The organism is Photobacterium kasasachensis, assembly GCF_050336885.1.
Classification (GTDB): Bacteria; Pseudomonadota; Gammaproteobacteria; order Enterobacterales; family Vibrionaceae; genus Photobacterium; species Photobacterium kasasachensis.
Map to the genome: position 1 here is coordinate 48,378 of NZ_JAKJSH010000018.1, position 16,788 is coordinate 65,165.

Here is a 16,788-nt window from a genome sequence, read left to right on the forward strand (position 1 = left end):
AGTATATACCATAGAGAATCAACAGCTTACTCGCTTTGCAAATGAGTCTTTTCGACAACAAGCTCGTCAAAACCGGTTTCAGGATCCAGCTTTCGATTAAATGCTAGGTTCCCATAACTGGCCAGGCAGACTTCTGCAGTATAGGAAACTTCTGACCCATCCATTAGATGGCCGCCGTATACAACACCATTCTTATCTGCGACAGAGATATGCAAATGTACATGTGTCGGCGTCAATGTACCGGACAGGGTCAAAATTTCTAGTGGGCCAGCCAAGCACATTGACTGGCTTTCATCGGCAAGGCGAATATTAGCCGATGCTAAGCAGCCGACACAACTAAGTATGGAGCCAGCCTGAATTGACTCACGCTTAACGTAATCAAAAATAGCCTCTTTGAGGTCTGCGCCTTGTGTCAAACGGAAGGCATGAGGTGTGAGCATAATAAAGCCTGATTAAATACAGTGATAACCATGAAATAAAAATGGCCTCCGAGGAAGCCATTTATTAAGAATTCCATAAAGAATAGATTAAGCGCGACGACCACGCTTTTTCGGAGAGCTCGTATGAGGAAAAACGTTATGGATACGCTGTTTCACTTTGCTTGGTATACTCTTGGAAAAAACAAGCTTGGTTGCAAAGCGATTTCGATATACCTTTATTTTTCCGGAAAACGGTTGCTTGTGCGCAATGTCTTTACAGCCGATCAGGAATCCATGCGGAATGTTGCCCTTAGACTGCGTTAGCTCGCCATCTTCAAATTTCAGCACCATGATTGGGCGATCTTTGAAAACGAGAAAGATCACAGCAATGGCTAGTACAATGACATATTCCATTCACTTACTCCTTTAAGCGGTTTTCTTTAAGCGTATATTAAAATCTTACATCTGGCCGTTCTGCCAGTCCTAGAAAAGCAACAGACAGGTATCATTCGAGATCAATATCTAACAGATCATGCAGGTCATTCTTTATGTCCAGCACCTTCTTGCTCGCCTGTTCAGTCTTATTGCTTTCACTCAAGAGATATTCGATTGTATCGGACAGCGTGCAGTCTAGCTCTCTGGATTTCTCAGCCAGTTTCTCCCAGACACGATAATCAAGATCAATGGACTTTTTACGGGTATGAACCTGCTCGGCATTGAAATGTCGTTTCCGCTTGGCGCGTATTGCCTGCTTTAGCTTCTTATCAAGGTCCGGCGACATATGCTTGCCGATCCACTTAATGACCTTGGTAGGCTCATGCTCGATCGCGAGTAAGTCTTGTACAGCCGCTTCGGCCTCACTGGTATCGATGTAGCAGGTGATCGCATCACCTTCCTTCCATTTCTTTACCAAGTACTTCCATTTCCAACCGGCTTCGAGGTTTTCAAGCTGCTGATATTTCATATTCGTAGGAGATTCTCAAAAAGACTACACTTAAACTGTGACAGTGTAACTGTAGACAGGAAAAAGCTCAATTACCTATTTGATATATTACTGATTGATTTCAGAGTGTTCCGGACCATTATCAACTTTTCTTGCAACAAATGATACAGGCGAACTCTTATCCTGCACTCTAATCTGAAGCCAGGGCGATAAAAACGAAACGATACCGATACTGAAAAGCGACAACCCGAAAATATCGTCAATCTCTGCCTATTATGCGGCCATTGATTCCTTTATACTGCTGTCCTTTTCACAGTAACGAAATAAAGCTAAAGCCCATGCATGAAGAATCCTGGCGTACAATGACTCCAGACTACTCAAAGTATCAAACCATCTTAGAGAAATATGACGATCTAACACCAGCGAAAGCCGGTATTTTGCAAGATCGCCTTACGGATGCCGTACGCCGATTTACCTGTGTTGAATTACAACCCCGGGTTCTTCGCATTACCGCGCCTGATAACAAGGTCTATCGCGATTATGTTATCGAATTACTGACGCAACATGACGCTCAAAACAAGCAATCCAAGGGCAGTCATCTTGATGCTAGCCCTATTGTGATCGGCGAGAATGTGACAGAACAAAGCCTCTTTGGAGCTGTCTACCCGCCGCTCGACGACAGCAAGCTAGCCAAGCAACAAATCAAACATGGGCTGGTACACCAGGCAAACAATGGTTACCTCGTCTTATCGGTTACCAGCATTCTCAGTAACCCAAGCCTGTGGCCGCGCCTTAAAAGCGTTCTGATGAATGGTAAGCTCGAGTGGCAAGCCTCATCAAACAAGGCGCTGTATCCGCTTCCCGCCGCCGAGCAGCTAAACGTAAAGCTCATCTTAATCGGTGATCGTTACCTGATGGCCGAACTTGAAAATGCCGAACCGGATCTCTCCTCTGGTTTTTCAATGTATGGTGAGTTCGAACAAGATTTGGTAATTAGTGAAGAGAGTCTTCCTTTATACCTCTCTTACCTCAAAGCCATTAGCCGTAATGCGCAACTGCCTGATCTGGCCGATCATGACGCACTAACAATCCTACTCAAAACAGGGGCTCGCCACGCCGAGGACCAGACACGTGTTCCTCTCTGCCCTATCTGGCACCAGAGCCTGCTGTGTGAAGCTGCGATTGAGTCTCAGGGACAGAAGATCACCGCGCAGCACCTGGAAGACTCACTCAAGGCCCGCGAATTCCGTGAATCGTATTTACCAGAGCGTGCAATCGAAGATATTCACCATGGCCAGGTTGTTATCAACTGCCAGGGTGAAGAAATTGGCCAGGTGAACGGTCTGACTGTTGTTGAAGTACCCGGCCACCCTTGTTCATACGGCGAGCCGGCCCGAATTTCATGTGTCGTCCACTTTGGCGACGGCGATATATCGGACGTTGAGCGTAAAGCCGACCTTGCGGGTAACATCCATGCCAAAGGTATGATGATCATGCAGGCATTTGTCAGTACCGCGCTAGATCTTGACCAACCGCTTCCATACTCCGCTTCAATCGTGTTTGAACAATCATACTGTGAGGTTGATGGCGACAGTGCCTCGCTCGCTGAGCTATGCTCATTAGTATCGGCGCTTGCTATTCAGCCAATCAACCAGCAGATTGCTGTCACAGGCGCGGTAGACCAATTTGGTCGTGTACAGGCAGTTGGCGGTATCAACGAAAAGATCGAGGGTTTCTATAAGGTGTGTGCCTTCCGCGGCCTAACAGGCAAGCAGGGTGTCATACTACCGAAAACAAACCAGAGCAATCTATGTCTCAACGATGAGGTTATCGAAGCGATCAAGGAGGGTAAATTCCACCTATGGACCGTTGAGAGCGTTGATGAGGCCTTGCCTTTGTTAACAGGTAAAGCTTTCCGAGGTGAAGAAGACGACTCTGAAACCTTACTGGCTAAGATTGCACAGCGCATAGATCACTTCCACCATGGTGATCTTGATAGTGAAGTCAGTTGGTTAGCACGTATCCGTAACTGGTTTGTCCAGAACTGATCCGAGTTGTTTGGCGTACATGTGTAAGCTAAATTGCCTCCATACTTTTCAAGGAGCTAAATAAGTCTGATGAAACGCCAGCAATCTTATAATTACGAAGAACTAGTTGCATGTGGTAAAGGCGAACTACACGGTCCAGCTTTCCCATCTTTGCCATCTGACAACATGTTGATGATTGACCGTATCATTGAAATCACTGACGAAGACGGTGAGCACGGAAAAGGTTTCATCCACGCTGAGTTGGATATCAACCCTGACCTTTGGTTCTTTGACTGCCACTTTAAAGGTGACCCTGTAATGCCTGGTTGCCTTGGTCTTGATGCGATGTGGCAGCTCGTTGGTTTCTTCCTTGGTTGGGCCGGTGGTGAAGGCAAAGGCCGTGCACTGGGTGTAGGCGAAGTGAAATTCACAGGTCAAATCCTTCCAGATGCGAAGAAAGTGACTTATGACATTCAGCTTAAGCGCGTTATCAACCGTAAGCTAATCATGGGCGTTGCTGATGGCCGCGTTCTGGTAGACGGTAAAGAAATCTACGTCGCGAAAGATTTGAAAGTCGGTCTGTTCAAAGACACGTCTACTTTCTAAGTCAGAACTCATTGATAAAAGGCCGCTTATGCGGCCTTTTTTGTTACCTTGTAACGATGCTTTTTTCTACTTAATAACCCTACTCTATAACTCAAACAGTGACAGCGTCACAGCTCAGGCAATTAAAAGACAGCAATAAAAAACCACCAGCCAAATCATTAGCTTACTCACCTAACATTAAACGCATAGGCCACTTAAAACTGATTAAGTCATTGAATAATATAGATCACACTTACGTTACAGTGTATCGCCCTGGCACCTATCAAATCACGAGCTTATTGATATCAGATAGAACCCAGGCACTATTACGGGCATCAAAACCTATCTTCGGGTAGTACTCTTCAGCTAAAGGCGCTGCTAACAATACAATCTTACACTCAGGCTTCAGCGCTTCTTTCGTTTTCTTGATGAGATACTTTCCAATGCCCATCGATTGAACACTTTCATCTACAGCTAAATCAGACAAGTAACAGCAATAATGATAATCCGTTAGCGACCGGGCAAGACCAACCAGTTTACCGTCTAGCCAGGCTGTCACCATTAAACTCGCGTTATCAAGCATCCCTTTGACGATAGCCTCACTTTCAAGCGGCCTACGCTCCCCAAGCGATGTCCTACTCAGTAACTCTATAAACTCTTCAGATGTAATTGGATGATTTACTTTATAGTTAACTTCCATACTGCTTCCTCTGAATATAACAGGTTGCTCTCTTTAGCATTTTTCGAATTGAGAGCGTATACCTGAGTCACATATCAATCCTTGCACTTGTTCAAAGTTCTCAATAAAGCATTTGTTATTTCAGTTATTAGGGATACTGCTGATATTCACCACAAATCAAATCTTTCACGCTTGCAAACCTGTTGCATATCAAAGAGAATCACCCATATTTATCAATAAGTTGGCGAACATAATGAAAGCAAATCATATTAAATCTATAAATAAAGGGATATTAAAGGCCATCACCTGTATTTCGATAATGGCCACTCCCTTGTCGCAAGCAACCCCGATTCAAAATGAAACACAAACCACTAAGCCACGTATTATCGGCGGTACTAACGCAGTGGAAGGTAACTGGCCTTTCATGGTTGCGGTTATGCCTTCCACTGCCGATACTAACACCCCTTTTTGTGGGGCAAGTTACATTGGTGGTGATCTCATTTTGACCGCTGCGCATTGTGTAGAAAGAACCAATGCAGAAGATATTAAAGTGGCACTCGGCTTACACAAGCTAAGCACCAACAGTGCGAATACTCAACACATTGCGGTGAAAAATATTTATGTCCATGAAGGTTACAACCAGCCAAACAGCAGCAGTAACGATATAGCTGTACTTCAGCTTGAGCGAACCCCTACCAATATTCAAGCCGTTGAAATTGCCACATTGACAGAAACCAACCAACTTAACAACGGCGACTTAATGACGGTGATGGGATGGGGAAACACAATTGCAGGCGTATCGAGCCAACCGGATATTTTGAAACAAGTCAATGTACCTTTTGTCCCATTAGCAACATGCCAGAATGCAGGTAACAACTACAACAATGTGGGAATTGATGCGCTTTGTGCAGGCTTTGTATACAGCGGTTATGACTCTTGCCAGGGTGACAGTGGTGGCCCACTCGTCAAAACGATTGCAGGTAAAACCAAGCAAATCGGAGTCGTCAGTTGGGGGGACGGATGCGCAGTCGGCGGTAAATATGGCGTCTATGCAAAAGCGGCTTATTTTGAAGATTGGATCAATAAACGTAGGAATGGTATTTCTTATACCCAAAATTACAACATAGGGTATCAGCTACAAGGAAGCTACACTCACACTTTCACCATTGAAAATAGCACGGCAGTACCTTTACAAATTAATTCAGTGACCCTGACAACACACAACATTAGTGATGCCGTAATCAGCAATGACAACTGTTCAGTAAATACAAACCAAACAGGTAACATTGCTCCAAACACACAGTGCCAAGTTACAGTCAAGTACACGTCAAATGTAGCTGGGGAAGCTAAATTAAGCTTAGCTTTCACAACTGACTATGCCAAAGAGCCTCAGTTTACGACAACACTAAGTACCGTCACTTTGGTGGAAACCTTCAAGGGTGAAGCTCTTAGCGACGTCACTAATCTAACTGGCTGGATGTCTAATGAATCCCCTTGGATAAAAACACAAGACACCAGCGTAAATAACAATCCAACCGTGCTACGTTCAAACCCTAACCTTTTCCATTCGGAAATATCACTAACCGCCGTGAACATAGAAGGGAAAGGTACTCTTTCTTTTGACTATCGTACCTCTTCAGAACTTAACTTTGACTTCTTTACCTTAACAGTAAACGGCGTCACTAAACTAGCTGATAGTGGGCAGCAAGACCAATACTCATCCGTTTCTATACCATTAACAGAAGATAAAAGTACTATCTATTTTGCATACCTTAAAGATAATGTAGTAAATAATGGCGAAGATACTGTCTTCTTAAAAAACATATTATTTACCCCTACTCCTTCATATAGCGATGATACTGACCCAGTAGCCCCTGTAGCCTCCGTAGGCTTTGCAGGATCTTCAAGTGGTGGCAACACGGGCTTGCTTTCCCTTCTTATGCTTTTGGGATTTGCATTACGTCGACAATCTACACACAAGGAATCAGTATGATTAAACAGTCAATATTAGTGTTATGCTCTGTGTTTATGAGCACTGCATGTACATCAACCGAAGTCTCCTACCCTCCTGTAGAAGGCCCTGTTGAGCCAATATCGTCTTATATGGTCCGTGATACTTCCATTGTATTTATTACTCAGAGTACAGGGTGTACCCAAGATAACAGTTTCGGACTGCGTGTCATGAATGATAACAGCAAACCGCAGAATGTGGCGGTTATCCGAACAGTGGCCGATCATTGCAGGCGTGCCCCATTTAATGGACGCTTTGAAGTGCAGATCCCTGCCTCCCTGCAAGGAGAAGAGTTGAATATCACCAATACTATTATCCCGATAGAAAAATAGAAGCGTTAAAACAGTAAAAAGCCCCTTCTCCTGAGGGGCTTAATAAGGGTGATATGAAGGGAGTGTTATTTATAGAGGCCGGTCTGCCGTTCTTCTCTTGCTTCTCGCCAGCCACCAAGCCAATTAGTACGGGCATCCGGAGATTGATACGGACATTCTTCACTGGAACGACCATTGATACCAGCTTTATAGCCTTGAGCCTGTGCGCGTTCCAAACGATCCCGCTTTTGTCTCTTCATAGTGCGATCCTCATCCTTATCAGAGTTTCTTTCATTACAGTTTCATAATGATGGAGTTTTTGTGACTCCACTTATAAGAATTAGCCAAACAGAACTATTGATCAACCCCAGATACAACTCAGGCTCACAAATTGTGAGCCTGAGTAAAAAATAAGCAATTTTAACAAAAAATTACTTTCTGCGTCTGAAACCAATCAAACCTAGCAATGTCAAAGCAAACATGCCAAGAGATGCACCTTCACGCTTGATAGTCGACTGCTCCTCAGGACGCTGCTCAATAGTACCACCGACAATAGGAACCAGTTTAACGGCAACTACCTTCTCGTCTGTTGAGCACTGCGATTCTTTAGTCAGACTCTGATAACCACCTTCACACTTGAATGCCGTTGCAGAGATAATACCAGCATCGTTAACATCCGTTGCATGAGCAATACGGAAGGCGTTATTCTCGGTACTTACGCTTCCACCATTGGTCAAATCGTCCAGCATCCAAGCCTTATTGGCCTGAAGTGGCGAACCTGTAATGTCGGCACCCGCCATGTAGGTAAATGCACGCTGGCGACGCTGGCGACCATTAACCTGGTTGACACTCTCTGAATCCACCCAGCCAACAACCTGATCTTTATTGTTGATCGAAGACGGGAACCCGTTAGCACCTTGGAAGAAAATAGTTGAGTCAATCGAGGTGTCAAGTTTCTTCAGCGTTCCAGCAGTATTATCATAAACAAACATCGTTTCAGAATAAGAGCGGTTTTCAGAGCTAACATTTTTGCTGAAACCAATCACCTTGTTGTTGCTGTTGATGTCTGTCGCCATAGAGAAGCGAAGTTTACGATCGTTGCCTTCTTCGATATCAAGGCCCGGAATAATTGTTCTTTCCCATTGGCCAGAATCTACACTAAAACCTGATTTTGGCTTGTAGATAGCAGCTCGAACGGCGTAATAGTCACCTTCAGTCGTATTTACCGAGTTATTGTCGATAGAGTCTGTCGAGAAACCAGCAACCACCGGCTGGCCGCCGACCAAGGCTACAGCACGTGCTGATGCCTGGAAAGAACGAATTTGATCATTGTCAGGATCAAGCGCCGGGTAAGTTCTGTTCTGGCTATCAACTCGCTCAGCCAGTGGTTTTGCATTTGCAGAGGCTGCACCTGTATTGTCAACTGTCCAGAAAGCTGCATCATTGGCAAATACCGAGAACTGACATTCCTTTGTGGTAAACAAGTTGTTCACATCACTGGCAGTAGTCGCACAATTCTCAAATGTAGCATCATTGAGTGACAAGCGATCTTTAGCATCGGAATCTGACGGAAGCTTATTATCGTCTGATAGCTTACTGGTACTGAATGACGCACTACCAACAACCAATAACTGACCGTTGTATTCCACCGCATCCCAGGCCAGAGTCTGTCCCATCTGAGTAACCAACGCTTCGGAGGTCAATACCGGATTCAAGACCGATTTAGTCGGTGTCGCACCGGCATTAACAAAACCACGCTTATTAAACTGGCGAGCATAACGGTTATTGCTTTCAAAATAAGCCGAGCTAGTGATACCTAGCTGAAAATCGTTACCAGAGAACTGACCAATACGGTTAACAACGCCATTGGTTGTTTCATGAGTGGAAACTTTAGTACCCAGTGCTGCAACTGTTGCCGGCTCATAACTGGATGCATCTTCAGCGAAAGTAGAGACTCGTGATAACGCGCCAGCAGTGGCCTCCGTCAGCGGGAAAGCATTGGAGTAGAAGTTCTCGTTCCAGGCAACATGTTCACGATGAAGACCGCCAAAACCGCTTCCATCCTGAACATTTTCTTCATTGAAATTCAGACCATAATAAGCGGTATTTGCCCAGTCATCACAGGTATTAAAACCAAGGTTGTTGATACAGTATGAACGCAGGCTAAAGTAATCATTAGATTCCTGACGGTTATCACTGATGAACGGCACTTCATCTCGATAATTAATTCCGTCGCTACCCAAACGGCTTTCGCCGAAGATGGCATAAGTAGAAGCGTCACAATTTTGGGTAAAGCAGTTTTCTGAGCCTGAGCTCACAACACCCTGAGCATAGAATTCAACACGGCTCTGAACATCAGAAGTGTTCTTGCTGTAATACTGAAGCGAGCCGACACCACTGCTGGCACCGTCTACTTCTACAACCTGATAAACAGCTGCATTTGCATGAGTAACACTGGCTATAAGTACTGCCAGTGTCGATAACTTTAACGTCTTATGTTGCATTAGGATTCCTTCTGCATTGCCTCTAGCTCTTCCCAGCGTTCAAATGCTTGCTCAAACTCTTCTTCAGCTTCCGCTAAGCGGCCCAGAGTTGCCTGAGTATCATTATTCACATCCTGGAAGAACGCAGGATCATTGATTGACTCCTGCAGCTGCGCAATTTCATTTTCCAGTTCTTCGATTTTTTTCGGCAGGTCATCAAGCTCTTTCTGAAGCTTGTATGACAGCTTCTTACCTGAGCGTGAACGTGTTTCCTGACGCTGTTTGTTCTCTTCTTTCTTCTTGGCAGCTTCAATCTGTTCTGCCTGCGCCTTCGCAATTTGTGTCAGCGAGTTTGCACGTTGTTCTTGGGCATCATGGTAACCACCGACGTATTCATCAATGACACCGTTACCTTCGAAAAGCCAGCTCGTTGTTGCTGTGTTATCAACAAATTGACGATCGTGACTAACTAAAAGTAATGTCCCCTGATAATTGGCAAGTATTTCTTCCAAAAGTTCCAACGTTTCGATATCTAAATCGTTTGTTGGTTCATCGAGTACCAATAAATTATTTGGCTTAAGGAACAATTTTGCCAGCAGCAGACGGTTCTTTTCCCCACCCGACAAGGCTTTTACCGGTGTACGGGCGCGACGCGGGTGGAACAAGAAGTCCTGAAGATAGCCCAGCGCATGGCGAGTACGACCATTTACCGTTACTTCCTGCTTACCATCTGCCAGGTTATCCATGACCGTTTTTTCAGGATCAAGCACTTCACGATACTGGTCAAAATATGCCGCTTCGATTTTAGTACCACAATGGAAGTGACCCTGTGACGCCTCCAGCTGCCCTAGCATGACTTTTAGCAAGGTACTCTTACCACAGCCATTAGGGCCAATCAGCGCAATACGGTCACCACGCATCACATTAAAGCTAAAGTCTTTGATAATTGGCTTGTCGCCATAGCTATAGGAAATGTGCTCAGCTTCGAACACGATTTTACCCGAGCGGTTGGCTTCCTGAAGCTGCATGTCCGCTTTACCAACGACTTCTCGGCGCTCACTACGTTCACGGCGTAGTTGCTTCAACGCACGGACACGACCTTCATTACGGGTACGTCGCGCTTTGATGCCTTGACGGATCCAAACTTCTTCCTGGGCAAGCTTTTTGTCGAACTCGGCATTTTGTTCCGCCTCGATACGCAGCATCTCTTCTTTGGCATCGAGATACTTGTCGTAATCACCCGGAAAAGAAGCAAGCTTACCGCGGTCAAGATCGATAATGCGCGTTGACATCGAACGAATAAATGCACGGTCGTGGGAAATGAAGACAATCGAACCACGGAACTCTTTCAGGAAGCCTTCCAGCCACTCAATGGTTGAGACATCCAGGTGGTTAGTCGGCTCATCGAGAAGAAGAATATCAGGGTCACACACCAAAGCACGTGCCAATGCGGCTTTACGCTGCCAGCCGCCAGAAAGGTCTTTTAGCAACGTTCCAGGCTCTAACTGGAGGTGCTCTAGAACCGAGGCAATTTTGTTGTCGAACTGCCAGGCATCGGCATGGTCAATTTTACCTTGAGCTCGCGCCAGCTTATTGATGTTCGATTCAGACGGGTCGCTTGAGATGAGATCCAGCAAATGGTGATATTCACGAAGCACCTGACCAATTTCGGCAAGCCCTTCAGCCACATAGTCAAATACCGTTCCTTCTGCGTTACGTGGAGGATCCTGTTCAAGACGTGACACTGTAAGTTCTGACTGACGTTGAATGCTACCGTCATCAAGCAACACCTCACCATCGATGACCTTCATCAGGGTCGATTTACCCGCACCATTGCGGCCAACCAGACAAACACGTTCGTTTGGCTGCAGAATGAACTCTGCACCATCAAGGAGTGCGTGATCGCCATACGCCAGTTGCGCGTTACTAATTTTAATTAATGCCATTATTGTTTAACCATACTGCAAGCTCGGCTGCATCAAATGGCCAGCCAAGTTCGGAGATTGAATCGGGATGTTGAATTGATAGCACTGGGATGGTGACGCCGTAACGTGAAAAGAGCACGTCATCAAAGGCGATATCCACCACCTGAACGTGCTCTTGTACACCCGCGTCGATGAGCAGGCTATAAGCCTGCTCACAGAGATGACACCCTTCCGTGCTATATAGCGTAATTAGCACTTAGTCTTCCTTGTGTGTAATTATCCAGCAGTTATGGATCTGCTTGTTTCGCGCAAAATCCATAGGAAGCGTTTTGTCAGAAATGTTCTTAGCCTGAAGACCAAGTTCTTCCAGCTTGTCGAAATCCATCTTGAAGTGACGTTTGTTGTTCGAGAAAACAATTTGCCCTTCAGGACGCAACATACGCTTCAGGTTTTCCATCAGCATAATGTGGTCACGCTGAACATCGAAACTCTGGTTCATCCGCTTGGAGTTCGAGAATGTTGGTGGATCAATAAAGATCAAATCAAAACTCTCGTCCACTTCCTGCAACCATTGCAGACAATCTGCCTGCACAAACTGATGCTGACGGCCAACCTGGCCATTGAGCTCCATGTTCTCCTGGGCCCAACGCAAATAAGTGTTTGACATATCAACGGTTGTCGTTGATTTAGCCCCACCGCAAGCCGCATGAACTGATGCTGAGCCTGTATAGGCGAATAAATTCAGGAAGTCTTTACCCTGAGCCATTTCACCCAACTTACGACGGGTAACACGGTGATCAAGAAACAGACCAGTATCAAGATAATCGTAAAGATTGACCTTAAGCTGAACACCATACTCGTTCACCGTCATGTGCCGCTCTGCACTTGACAGCTTCTGGTACTGGCTTTTGCCTTTCTGGCGCTCACGCACTTTCAGGATCACTTTGCTGTTATCAACACCTGTTACCTGAATGGTGGCGCGGAGAATGTCCATGATACGACGGCGTGCGGTTTCTTCCGGCACTGACTTCGGCGCAGCATATTCCTGAATAACCAGATAGTCGCCATACTGATCAATTGCCGCATTGTAGTTTGGCAAATCAGCATCGTAGATACGATAGCACTCGATACCTTCTTTCTTCGCCCACTTCTTCAGCTTGGTGATGTTCTTCTTCAGTCGGTTGGCAAAGTCAGGGGCAACCTGAGCTTCTTCAAGCGTGCCTTCCTTCTCACCTTCGACCTGCTTAACCGCACCGCCGGTGATCAAATAACTCTTTAATACACAATCCAGTGCGCCGTTACGCAACTTGAACTGCTTGTCGGCACGCATACGCAGACAACTAAGTAGTTCATTAGAAGCTGAGTAGATTGCTGCTGTCGAACCCGAGAAAGCCAACTTAAGACGATTACCCAGCTCGCTGTACAATGAAATCAGTTCTGGCGTGGTACCCAGACGCTCACCATATGGAGGGTTACAGATGATCACACCATTTTCAAAACCTTCTGGGCAGATTAGCTGAGTTGCATCAGCGTACTCGAAATCAATGAGATCTTTCACACCGGCACGGCCAGCATTATCGCGAGCAATGCTCAATACACGGCGATCCATCTCACGACCGAAGAACTTGGTTTCAACTTTCGCCGGACCACGGCGTGCTTTCACCTTGGCTTCAGCGTGGATCTCAAGCCAAGCTTCTTTGTCGAAATCTTTGATAGATTCAAAGCCCCATCGCTTACGCTTGATACCCGGTGCGATATCAGCGGCCATCAGCGCAGCTTCAATCAACAGCGTTCCTGAGCCACACATAGGATCTAGCAGTGGCTTATCTTTCGTCCAGCCACTCTTCATCACCAAGGCTGCAGCGTGAGTTTCACGTAACGGCGCCTTACCCGCATCAGTTCGATAACCACGCTGGTGCAAGCCGCTTCCGGCCATATCTAACCCCAGTACCCCTTTCTCTCCAGAAAGGCGCATATGGATTCGTAGTTCAGGATGTTCACGGTCAATACTCGGGCGACGAAGATCGGCTTTGGTAAAGCGGTCAACAATCGCATCTTTGACTTTCATTGCGCCGTACTGGCTGTTGCGGATTTCGCGGTTAGTCCCGTTGAAATCAACAATGATACGCGTGTCACTATTGAAATAGTTCGTCCAGTTGATCGCCGCAGCACCCAGGTACAAATCCATGTCATCACGGACATTAAATTCGCTCAGTACCTGAATAATTCGAGATGAGATACGTGTCCACAAGCAGCAGCGATAGGCTGTGGACTGTTCTGCACGGAAACGTACGCCGGCATGGACAACTTGGATCTGTTCTGCACCAAGTTGTGTTAATTCTTCTGCAAGGAGATTCTCAAGTCCTCGTGAAGTGATAGCTAGATATTGATTCATGGAGTTCTTTTCGCACTTATGTTGGTCAGAATTATAACCGAAAACGTCATAAATACCTCGCCCAAAAGGATTTCATTTCGATTATTTAGCCAAAAAAGCACCAAAACTTGCCATCCGTTGAAGTGCCTTTTGTATAGCAACGTCCTACCAGGCAATAGACGAGCAAAAAACACCCAAACACAGACTTAAAAAGTGACCCGAGAAACAACAACCGCTAACCATTACAAGAAAACTGAACATCACGTCCCAACAATTTCATCACAAGCTGCAACTATTGGATTAGCCAGACAGTAAGTATTAACTCAACCCCTTTGTTTACACACAGAAACAAAGATTAACCAGGTCATTGTTTCCCAGGGTGGCATTATTATCAAAACCACCCGTAAGTAATTGTTCACTCACAGACACAAACAATTCAACTCATTGTTTTGTAACAACAAACTTACCACGCAAGAGACGGCAAATAAGTCGACAGCATGATAATGGAGTTAAACTTCAAGACATAGGCAAGCCTAATACAACTATCCCGAAGCGCACTCTTTCCTATTTGGAAACTATTTCCTTTATGGAAAGAATCGCAGTGTTGGTCACTTTCAGAAACGAGGAAAAGGAGGAAGATCTTCCTAGGATATTTTTAATTTAGTACTAAAATACTAGTGTTTTTTTGTCTTTTTATGGCAAAAAGAGGCAAAAAATAATTGCTAATTAATTGATTTTTTTTGACTGGAATCACTTATTTCGCACAAGAAATAACCATTTTGACTTAACTATTGATAGCCTGCCGAAGAGGAATAAACTTGTTTACCTACGCTCAGTTAGAGGTTACCTATCGCCACATTTCGGTTTCGCCATCAAATAGCTCAAGAAAGCATTTAACTGCAGAACTTTCAGATAGTCGTTATTGAGTTATGTGTGATTGACCTGAGTGTAATTGGCCTGAGTAGCGGTGAAATGAATTCTGAGGTAAGGGCCAGGATGAATAAGATAACGAGCTGACAAACCACTACGGTCCGCTGAGGCGGTGTTCAGAGCCACAGGAGGATGGAAATAAGAACGGGGATGAAGCAAGGTAGCCCGGATAAGTTTAAATCCGCAATAATGCGAAAGTCTTACCCAGCTGCTACCCTACTAGCGCAAAATTGACCGGCATTTCGTTAACAAAGGCTTGCATACGGTCGTTCATGACCTTAATGGTGTCGCAAAAGGCCATTTCTTTGGTTGATGTAAGGGCAAGTGGCTCAACGTCTGCTAGCATGCACAGGCTCGCACAGCCGCTATTTTCGATAACAAGGTACTTAGCCGCACCAAACTCTGTTTGCAAAGTAACAACATCACCATTTTCAGGCTCGCAACCACCCTGCTGTGTTTCGAAGAACCAGCTTTTTGGCATCATTGGCTTGTGAAAACGGCTCGCCGCAACGGCATTCAATGCTAACTCAACTTTACGTGGCGCAGAAAGCTCTAGCTGAGCAATGTTTTCTAAAAATCCCTGATAGATGGTTGCATCATCCACGGTGAAAACTGTGCGCTCGAAAGCGGACGTTACCAGGTGCTTGGTCGAAATGGATACACGGAAGACCATTTCTTCCCCTAAATCCAACATCAGGGAATCATCTTTATGGTCGTAATACCACGTCCATGAATCAGTAGGCTTCAGCATTTAAGTGCTCCAAAATCAGTTCTTTATACTGCTTATCCAACGATATAGAAAAAACTTTAGAAGAATTTTACTGTGCCTATGACAAAATAAAAGGGGAAATAAGTGGTTGATCTTGCGGTGGTTGAGCTGAAAGTTTGACAAAAATGACGATTAATAAAACTGAAATATAAAGCAGCGATAAAAAAGTGCCTGCCAAGGATCCCCCCGACAGGCACTTTTTACTGCAATGATCGTTTTGCCTAGATATTGGTAACGATGTCTTTCACCAATTTCGGACCGTGGTAGATAAAGCCAGAGTAAACCTGTACCAGTTGCGCACCTGCCATCATCTTTTCACGAGCGGAGATAGCAGAATCGATCCCTCCTACCCCTATGATTGGCAATGCACCATCAAGTTCTTCAGCCAGGCGGCGAATGACTTCTGTGCTGCGGTTCTGCAGAGGACGGCCACTCAAACCACCAGCTTCATCACAATGCGGCATGTTTTTAACTAAAGAGCGATCCAAGGTTGTATTGGTGCCGATAACGCCGTCGATATCATTTTTGATCAAAGACTCTGCGATTTGGACAATTTCCTGATCTTCTAGATCCGGCGCGATCTTCAGTGCTAGCGGTACATACTTGCCATGCTTCTCTGCCAGCTCTTTTTGTTTCTGTTTCAACTGAGACAGCAAATCATCTAATGCTTCACCATATTGTAGCGAGCGTAGTCCTGGTGTATTCGGAGAAGAAATGTTTACCGCAATATAGCCAGCATACGGGTATACCTTCTCCATACAGATCAGGTAATCCTCTGCGCCCTTCTCTACTGGCGTATCTTTATTCTTGCCAATGTTGATGCCAATTACACCATCAAACTTAGCTTTCTTCACATTCTCAACCAGGTTATCAACACCAAGGTTATTAAAACCAAATCGGTTGATAATACCTTCAGCTGGAATGACGCGGAAAAGCCGTGGCTTGTCATTCCCTGGCTGCGGACGTGGCGTGACGGTACCTACTTCAACAAAGCCGAAACCCATCGCGCCAAATGCATCGATACATTCGCCGTTTTTATCTAGGCCTGCAGCCAAACCAACTGGATTTTTGAATTTGATGCCCATAACTTCGACGGGACGATCAGGAACATGTTGACGATAGAAGAGATCGAGAGGAGTGCCAGTAAAGCGAGAAAAGTTCTGAATAGCTAGATCATGTGCTTTTTCAGCGTCAAGCTTGAAAATTGCAGATCGAGCGAGGCGGTAAATCATTGTACCTCCTTAAAAAAGCCCCGTATAAACGGGAGTACATTATTCACAGTTTACTACCCTTATTCAAATGATATTTTCAACATTTCACTATAAAAACAGT

The 16,788-nt window shown here is 45.3% G+C and carries 15 protein-coding genes; 4 read left to right on the plus strand and 11 right to left on the minus strand.

Going from position 1 to position 16,788, the window contains the following annotated elements; translation table 11 throughout:
• Positions 1-26 precede the first annotated feature (26 nt).
• The 3 genes from L4D19_RS22495 to matP all read right to left on the minus strand — a co-directional run bounded on the left by L4D19_RS22495 (position 27) and on the right by matP (position 1,383).
• Positions 27-440, minus strand: a complete 414-nt coding sequence (locus L4D19_RS22495) for a PPC domain-containing DNA-binding protein (RefSeq protein ID WP_428454338.1) — start codon at positions 438-440, stop codon at positions 27-29.
• 87 nt (positions 441-527) lie between these two features.
• Complete coding sequence (locus L4D19_RS22500) at positions 528-833, minus strand: DUF3634 family protein (protein WP_428454339.1); 306 nt, start codon at positions 831-833, stop codon at positions 528-530.
• A gap of 91 nt (positions 834-924) precedes the next feature.
• A complete protein-coding gene (matP, locus tag L4D19_RS22505) occupies positions 925-1,383 on the minus strand; it encodes a macrodomain Ter protein MatP (protein ID WP_160657158.1) in 459 nt (152 codons plus the stop codon).
• A gap of 317 nt (positions 1,384-1,700) precedes the next feature.
• Between matP and L4D19_RS22510 the strand changes: the two genes are divergently transcribed.
• Complete coding sequence (locus L4D19_RS22510) at positions 1,701-3,410, plus strand: AAA family ATPase (protein ID WP_428454340.1); 1,710 nt, start codon at positions 1,701-1,703, stop codon at positions 3,408-3,410.
• A 69-nt stretch (positions 3,411-3,479) separates the two neighbouring features.
• Positions 3,480-3,995 carry a bifunctional 3-hydroxydecanoyl-ACP dehydratase/trans-2-decenoyl-ACP isomerase gene (gene fabA, locus L4D19_RS22515; protein ID WP_428454341.1) on the plus strand — a complete coding sequence of 172 codons (516 nt, stop codon included), beginning with the start codon at positions 3,480-3,482 and terminating at the stop codon, positions 3,993-3,995.
• Positions 3,996-4,257: 262 nt separating this feature from the next.
• On the opposite strand, the gene L4D19_RS22520 is transcribed toward fabA, so the two are convergent.
• On the minus strand, positions 4,258-4,674 hold the full coding sequence (locus L4D19_RS22520) for a GNAT family N-acetyltransferase (protein WP_428454342.1): 417 nt from the start codon (positions 4,672-4,674) through the stop codon (positions 4,258-4,260).
• A 232-nt stretch (positions 4,675-4,906) separates the two neighbouring features.
• Between L4D19_RS22520 and L4D19_RS22525 the strand changes: the two genes are divergently transcribed.
• Positions 4,907-6,646 carry a trypsin-like serine protease gene (locus tag L4D19_RS22525; RefSeq protein ID WP_428454343.1) on the plus strand — a complete coding sequence of 580 codons (1,740 nt, stop codon included), beginning with the start codon at positions 4,907-4,909 and terminating at the stop codon, positions 6,644-6,646.
• Complete coding sequence (locus L4D19_RS22530) at positions 6,643-6,996, plus strand: hypothetical protein (RefSeq protein WP_428454344.1); 354 nt, start codon at positions 6,643-6,645, stop codon at positions 6,994-6,996. The genes L4D19_RS22525 and L4D19_RS22530 overlap by 4 nt, the downstream gene beginning before the upstream one ends.
• Before the next feature lie 65 nt (positions 6,997-7,061).
• Here L4D19_RS22530 and rmf read toward each other — a convergent pair whose 3' ends face one another.
• The 7 genes from rmf to pyrD form a co-directional block, all read right to left on the minus strand.
• Positions 7,062-7,235, minus strand: a complete 174-nt coding sequence (gene rmf / locus L4D19_RS22535) for a ribosome modulation factor (protein WP_075767993.1) — start codon at positions 7,233-7,235, stop codon at positions 7,062-7,064.
• Between the two features lie 171 nt (positions 7,236-7,406).
• On the minus strand, positions 7,407-9,479 hold the full coding sequence (locus L4D19_RS22540; protein ID WP_428454345.1) for a DUF3466 family protein: 2,073 nt from the start codon (positions 9,477-9,479) through the stop codon (positions 7,407-7,409).
• Positions 9,479-11,404, minus strand: coding sequence for an ATP-binding cassette ATPase Uup (gene uup, locus L4D19_RS22545; RefSeq protein WP_428454346.1), 1,926 nt, complete (start codon positions 11,402-11,404; stop codon positions 9,479-9,481). Before uup ends, L4D19_RS22540 begins: the two co-directional genes overlap by 1 nt.
• On the minus strand, positions 11,391-11,639 hold the full coding sequence (locus tag L4D19_RS22550; protein WP_075767990.1) for a glutaredoxin family protein: 249 nt from the start codon (positions 11,637-11,639) through the stop codon (positions 11,391-11,393). The genes uup and L4D19_RS22550 overlap by 14 nt, the downstream gene beginning before the upstream one ends.
• Complete coding sequence (rlmKL, locus tag L4D19_RS22555; RefSeq protein WP_428454347.1) at positions 11,640-13,778, minus strand: bifunctional 23S rRNA (guanine(2069)-N(7))-methyltransferase RlmK/23S rRNA (guanine(2445)-N(2))-methyltransferase RlmL; 2,139 nt, start codon at positions 13,776-13,778, stop codon at positions 11,640-11,642. It lies immediately after the preceding gene.
• Between the two features lie 1,120 nt (positions 13,779-14,898).
• Entirely contained in the window at positions 14,899-15,438 is a 540-nt protein-coding gene (locus L4D19_RS22560; RefSeq protein WP_428454348.1) for a cell division protein ZapC, read from the minus strand.
• A 239-nt stretch (positions 15,439-15,677) separates the two neighbouring features.
• Complete coding sequence (gene pyrD / locus L4D19_RS22565; protein ID WP_428454349.1) at positions 15,678-16,688, minus strand: quinone-dependent dihydroorotate dehydrogenase; 1,011 nt, start codon at positions 16,686-16,688, stop codon at positions 15,678-15,680.
• Between the last annotated feature and the right edge of the window lie 100 nt (positions 16,689-16,788).

Coding starts and splice junctions, on each gene's coding strand:
- L4D19_RS22495 (WP_428454338.1), bottom strand. CDS start 440: ATGCTCACACCTCATGCCTTCCGTTTGACACAAGGCGCAGACCTCAAA.
- L4D19_RS22500 (WP_428454339.1), bottom strand. CDS start 833: ATGGAATATGTCATTGTACTAGCCATTGCTGTGATCTTTCTCGTTTTC.
- matP (WP_160657158.1), bottom strand. CDS start 1,383: ATGAAATATCAGCAGCTTGAAAACCTCGAAGCCGGTTGGAAATGGAAG.
- L4D19_RS22510 (WP_428454340.1), top strand. CDS start 1,701: ATGCATGAAGAATCCTGGCGTACAATGACTCCAGACTACTCAAAGTAT.
- fabA (WP_428454341.1), top strand. CDS start 3,480: ATGAAACGCCAGCAATCTTATAATTACGAAGAACTAGTTGCATGTGGT.
- L4D19_RS22520 (WP_428454342.1), bottom strand. CDS start 4,674: ATGGAAGTTAACTATAAAGTAAATCATCCAATTACATCTGAAGAGTTT.
- L4D19_RS22525 (WP_428454343.1), top strand. CDS start 4,907: ATGAAAGCAAATCATATTAAATCTATAAATAAAGGGATATTAAAGGCC.
- L4D19_RS22530 (WP_428454344.1), top strand. CDS start 6,643: ATGATTAAACAGTCAATATTAGTGTTATGCTCTGTGTTTATGAGCACT.
- rmf (WP_075767993.1), bottom strand. CDS start 7,235: ATGAAGAGACAAAAGCGGGATCGTTTGGAACGCGCACAGGCTCAAGGC.
- L4D19_RS22540 (WP_428454345.1), bottom strand. CDS start 9,479: ATGCAACATAAGACGTTAAAGTTATCGACACTGGCAGTACTTATAGCC.
- uup (WP_428454346.1), bottom strand. CDS start 11,404: ATGGCATTAATTAAAATTAGTAACGCGCAACTGGCGTATGGCGATCAC.
- rlmKL (WP_428454347.1), bottom strand. CDS start 13,778: ATGAATCAATATCTAGCTATCACTTCACGAGGACTTGAGAATCTCCTT.
- L4D19_RS22560 (WP_428454348.1), bottom strand. CDS start 15,438: ATGCTGAAGCCTACTGATTCATGGACGTGGTATTACGACCATAAAGAT.
- pyrD (WP_428454349.1), bottom strand. CDS start 16,688: ATGATTTACCGCCTCGCTCGATCTGCAATTTTCAAGCTTGACGCTGAA.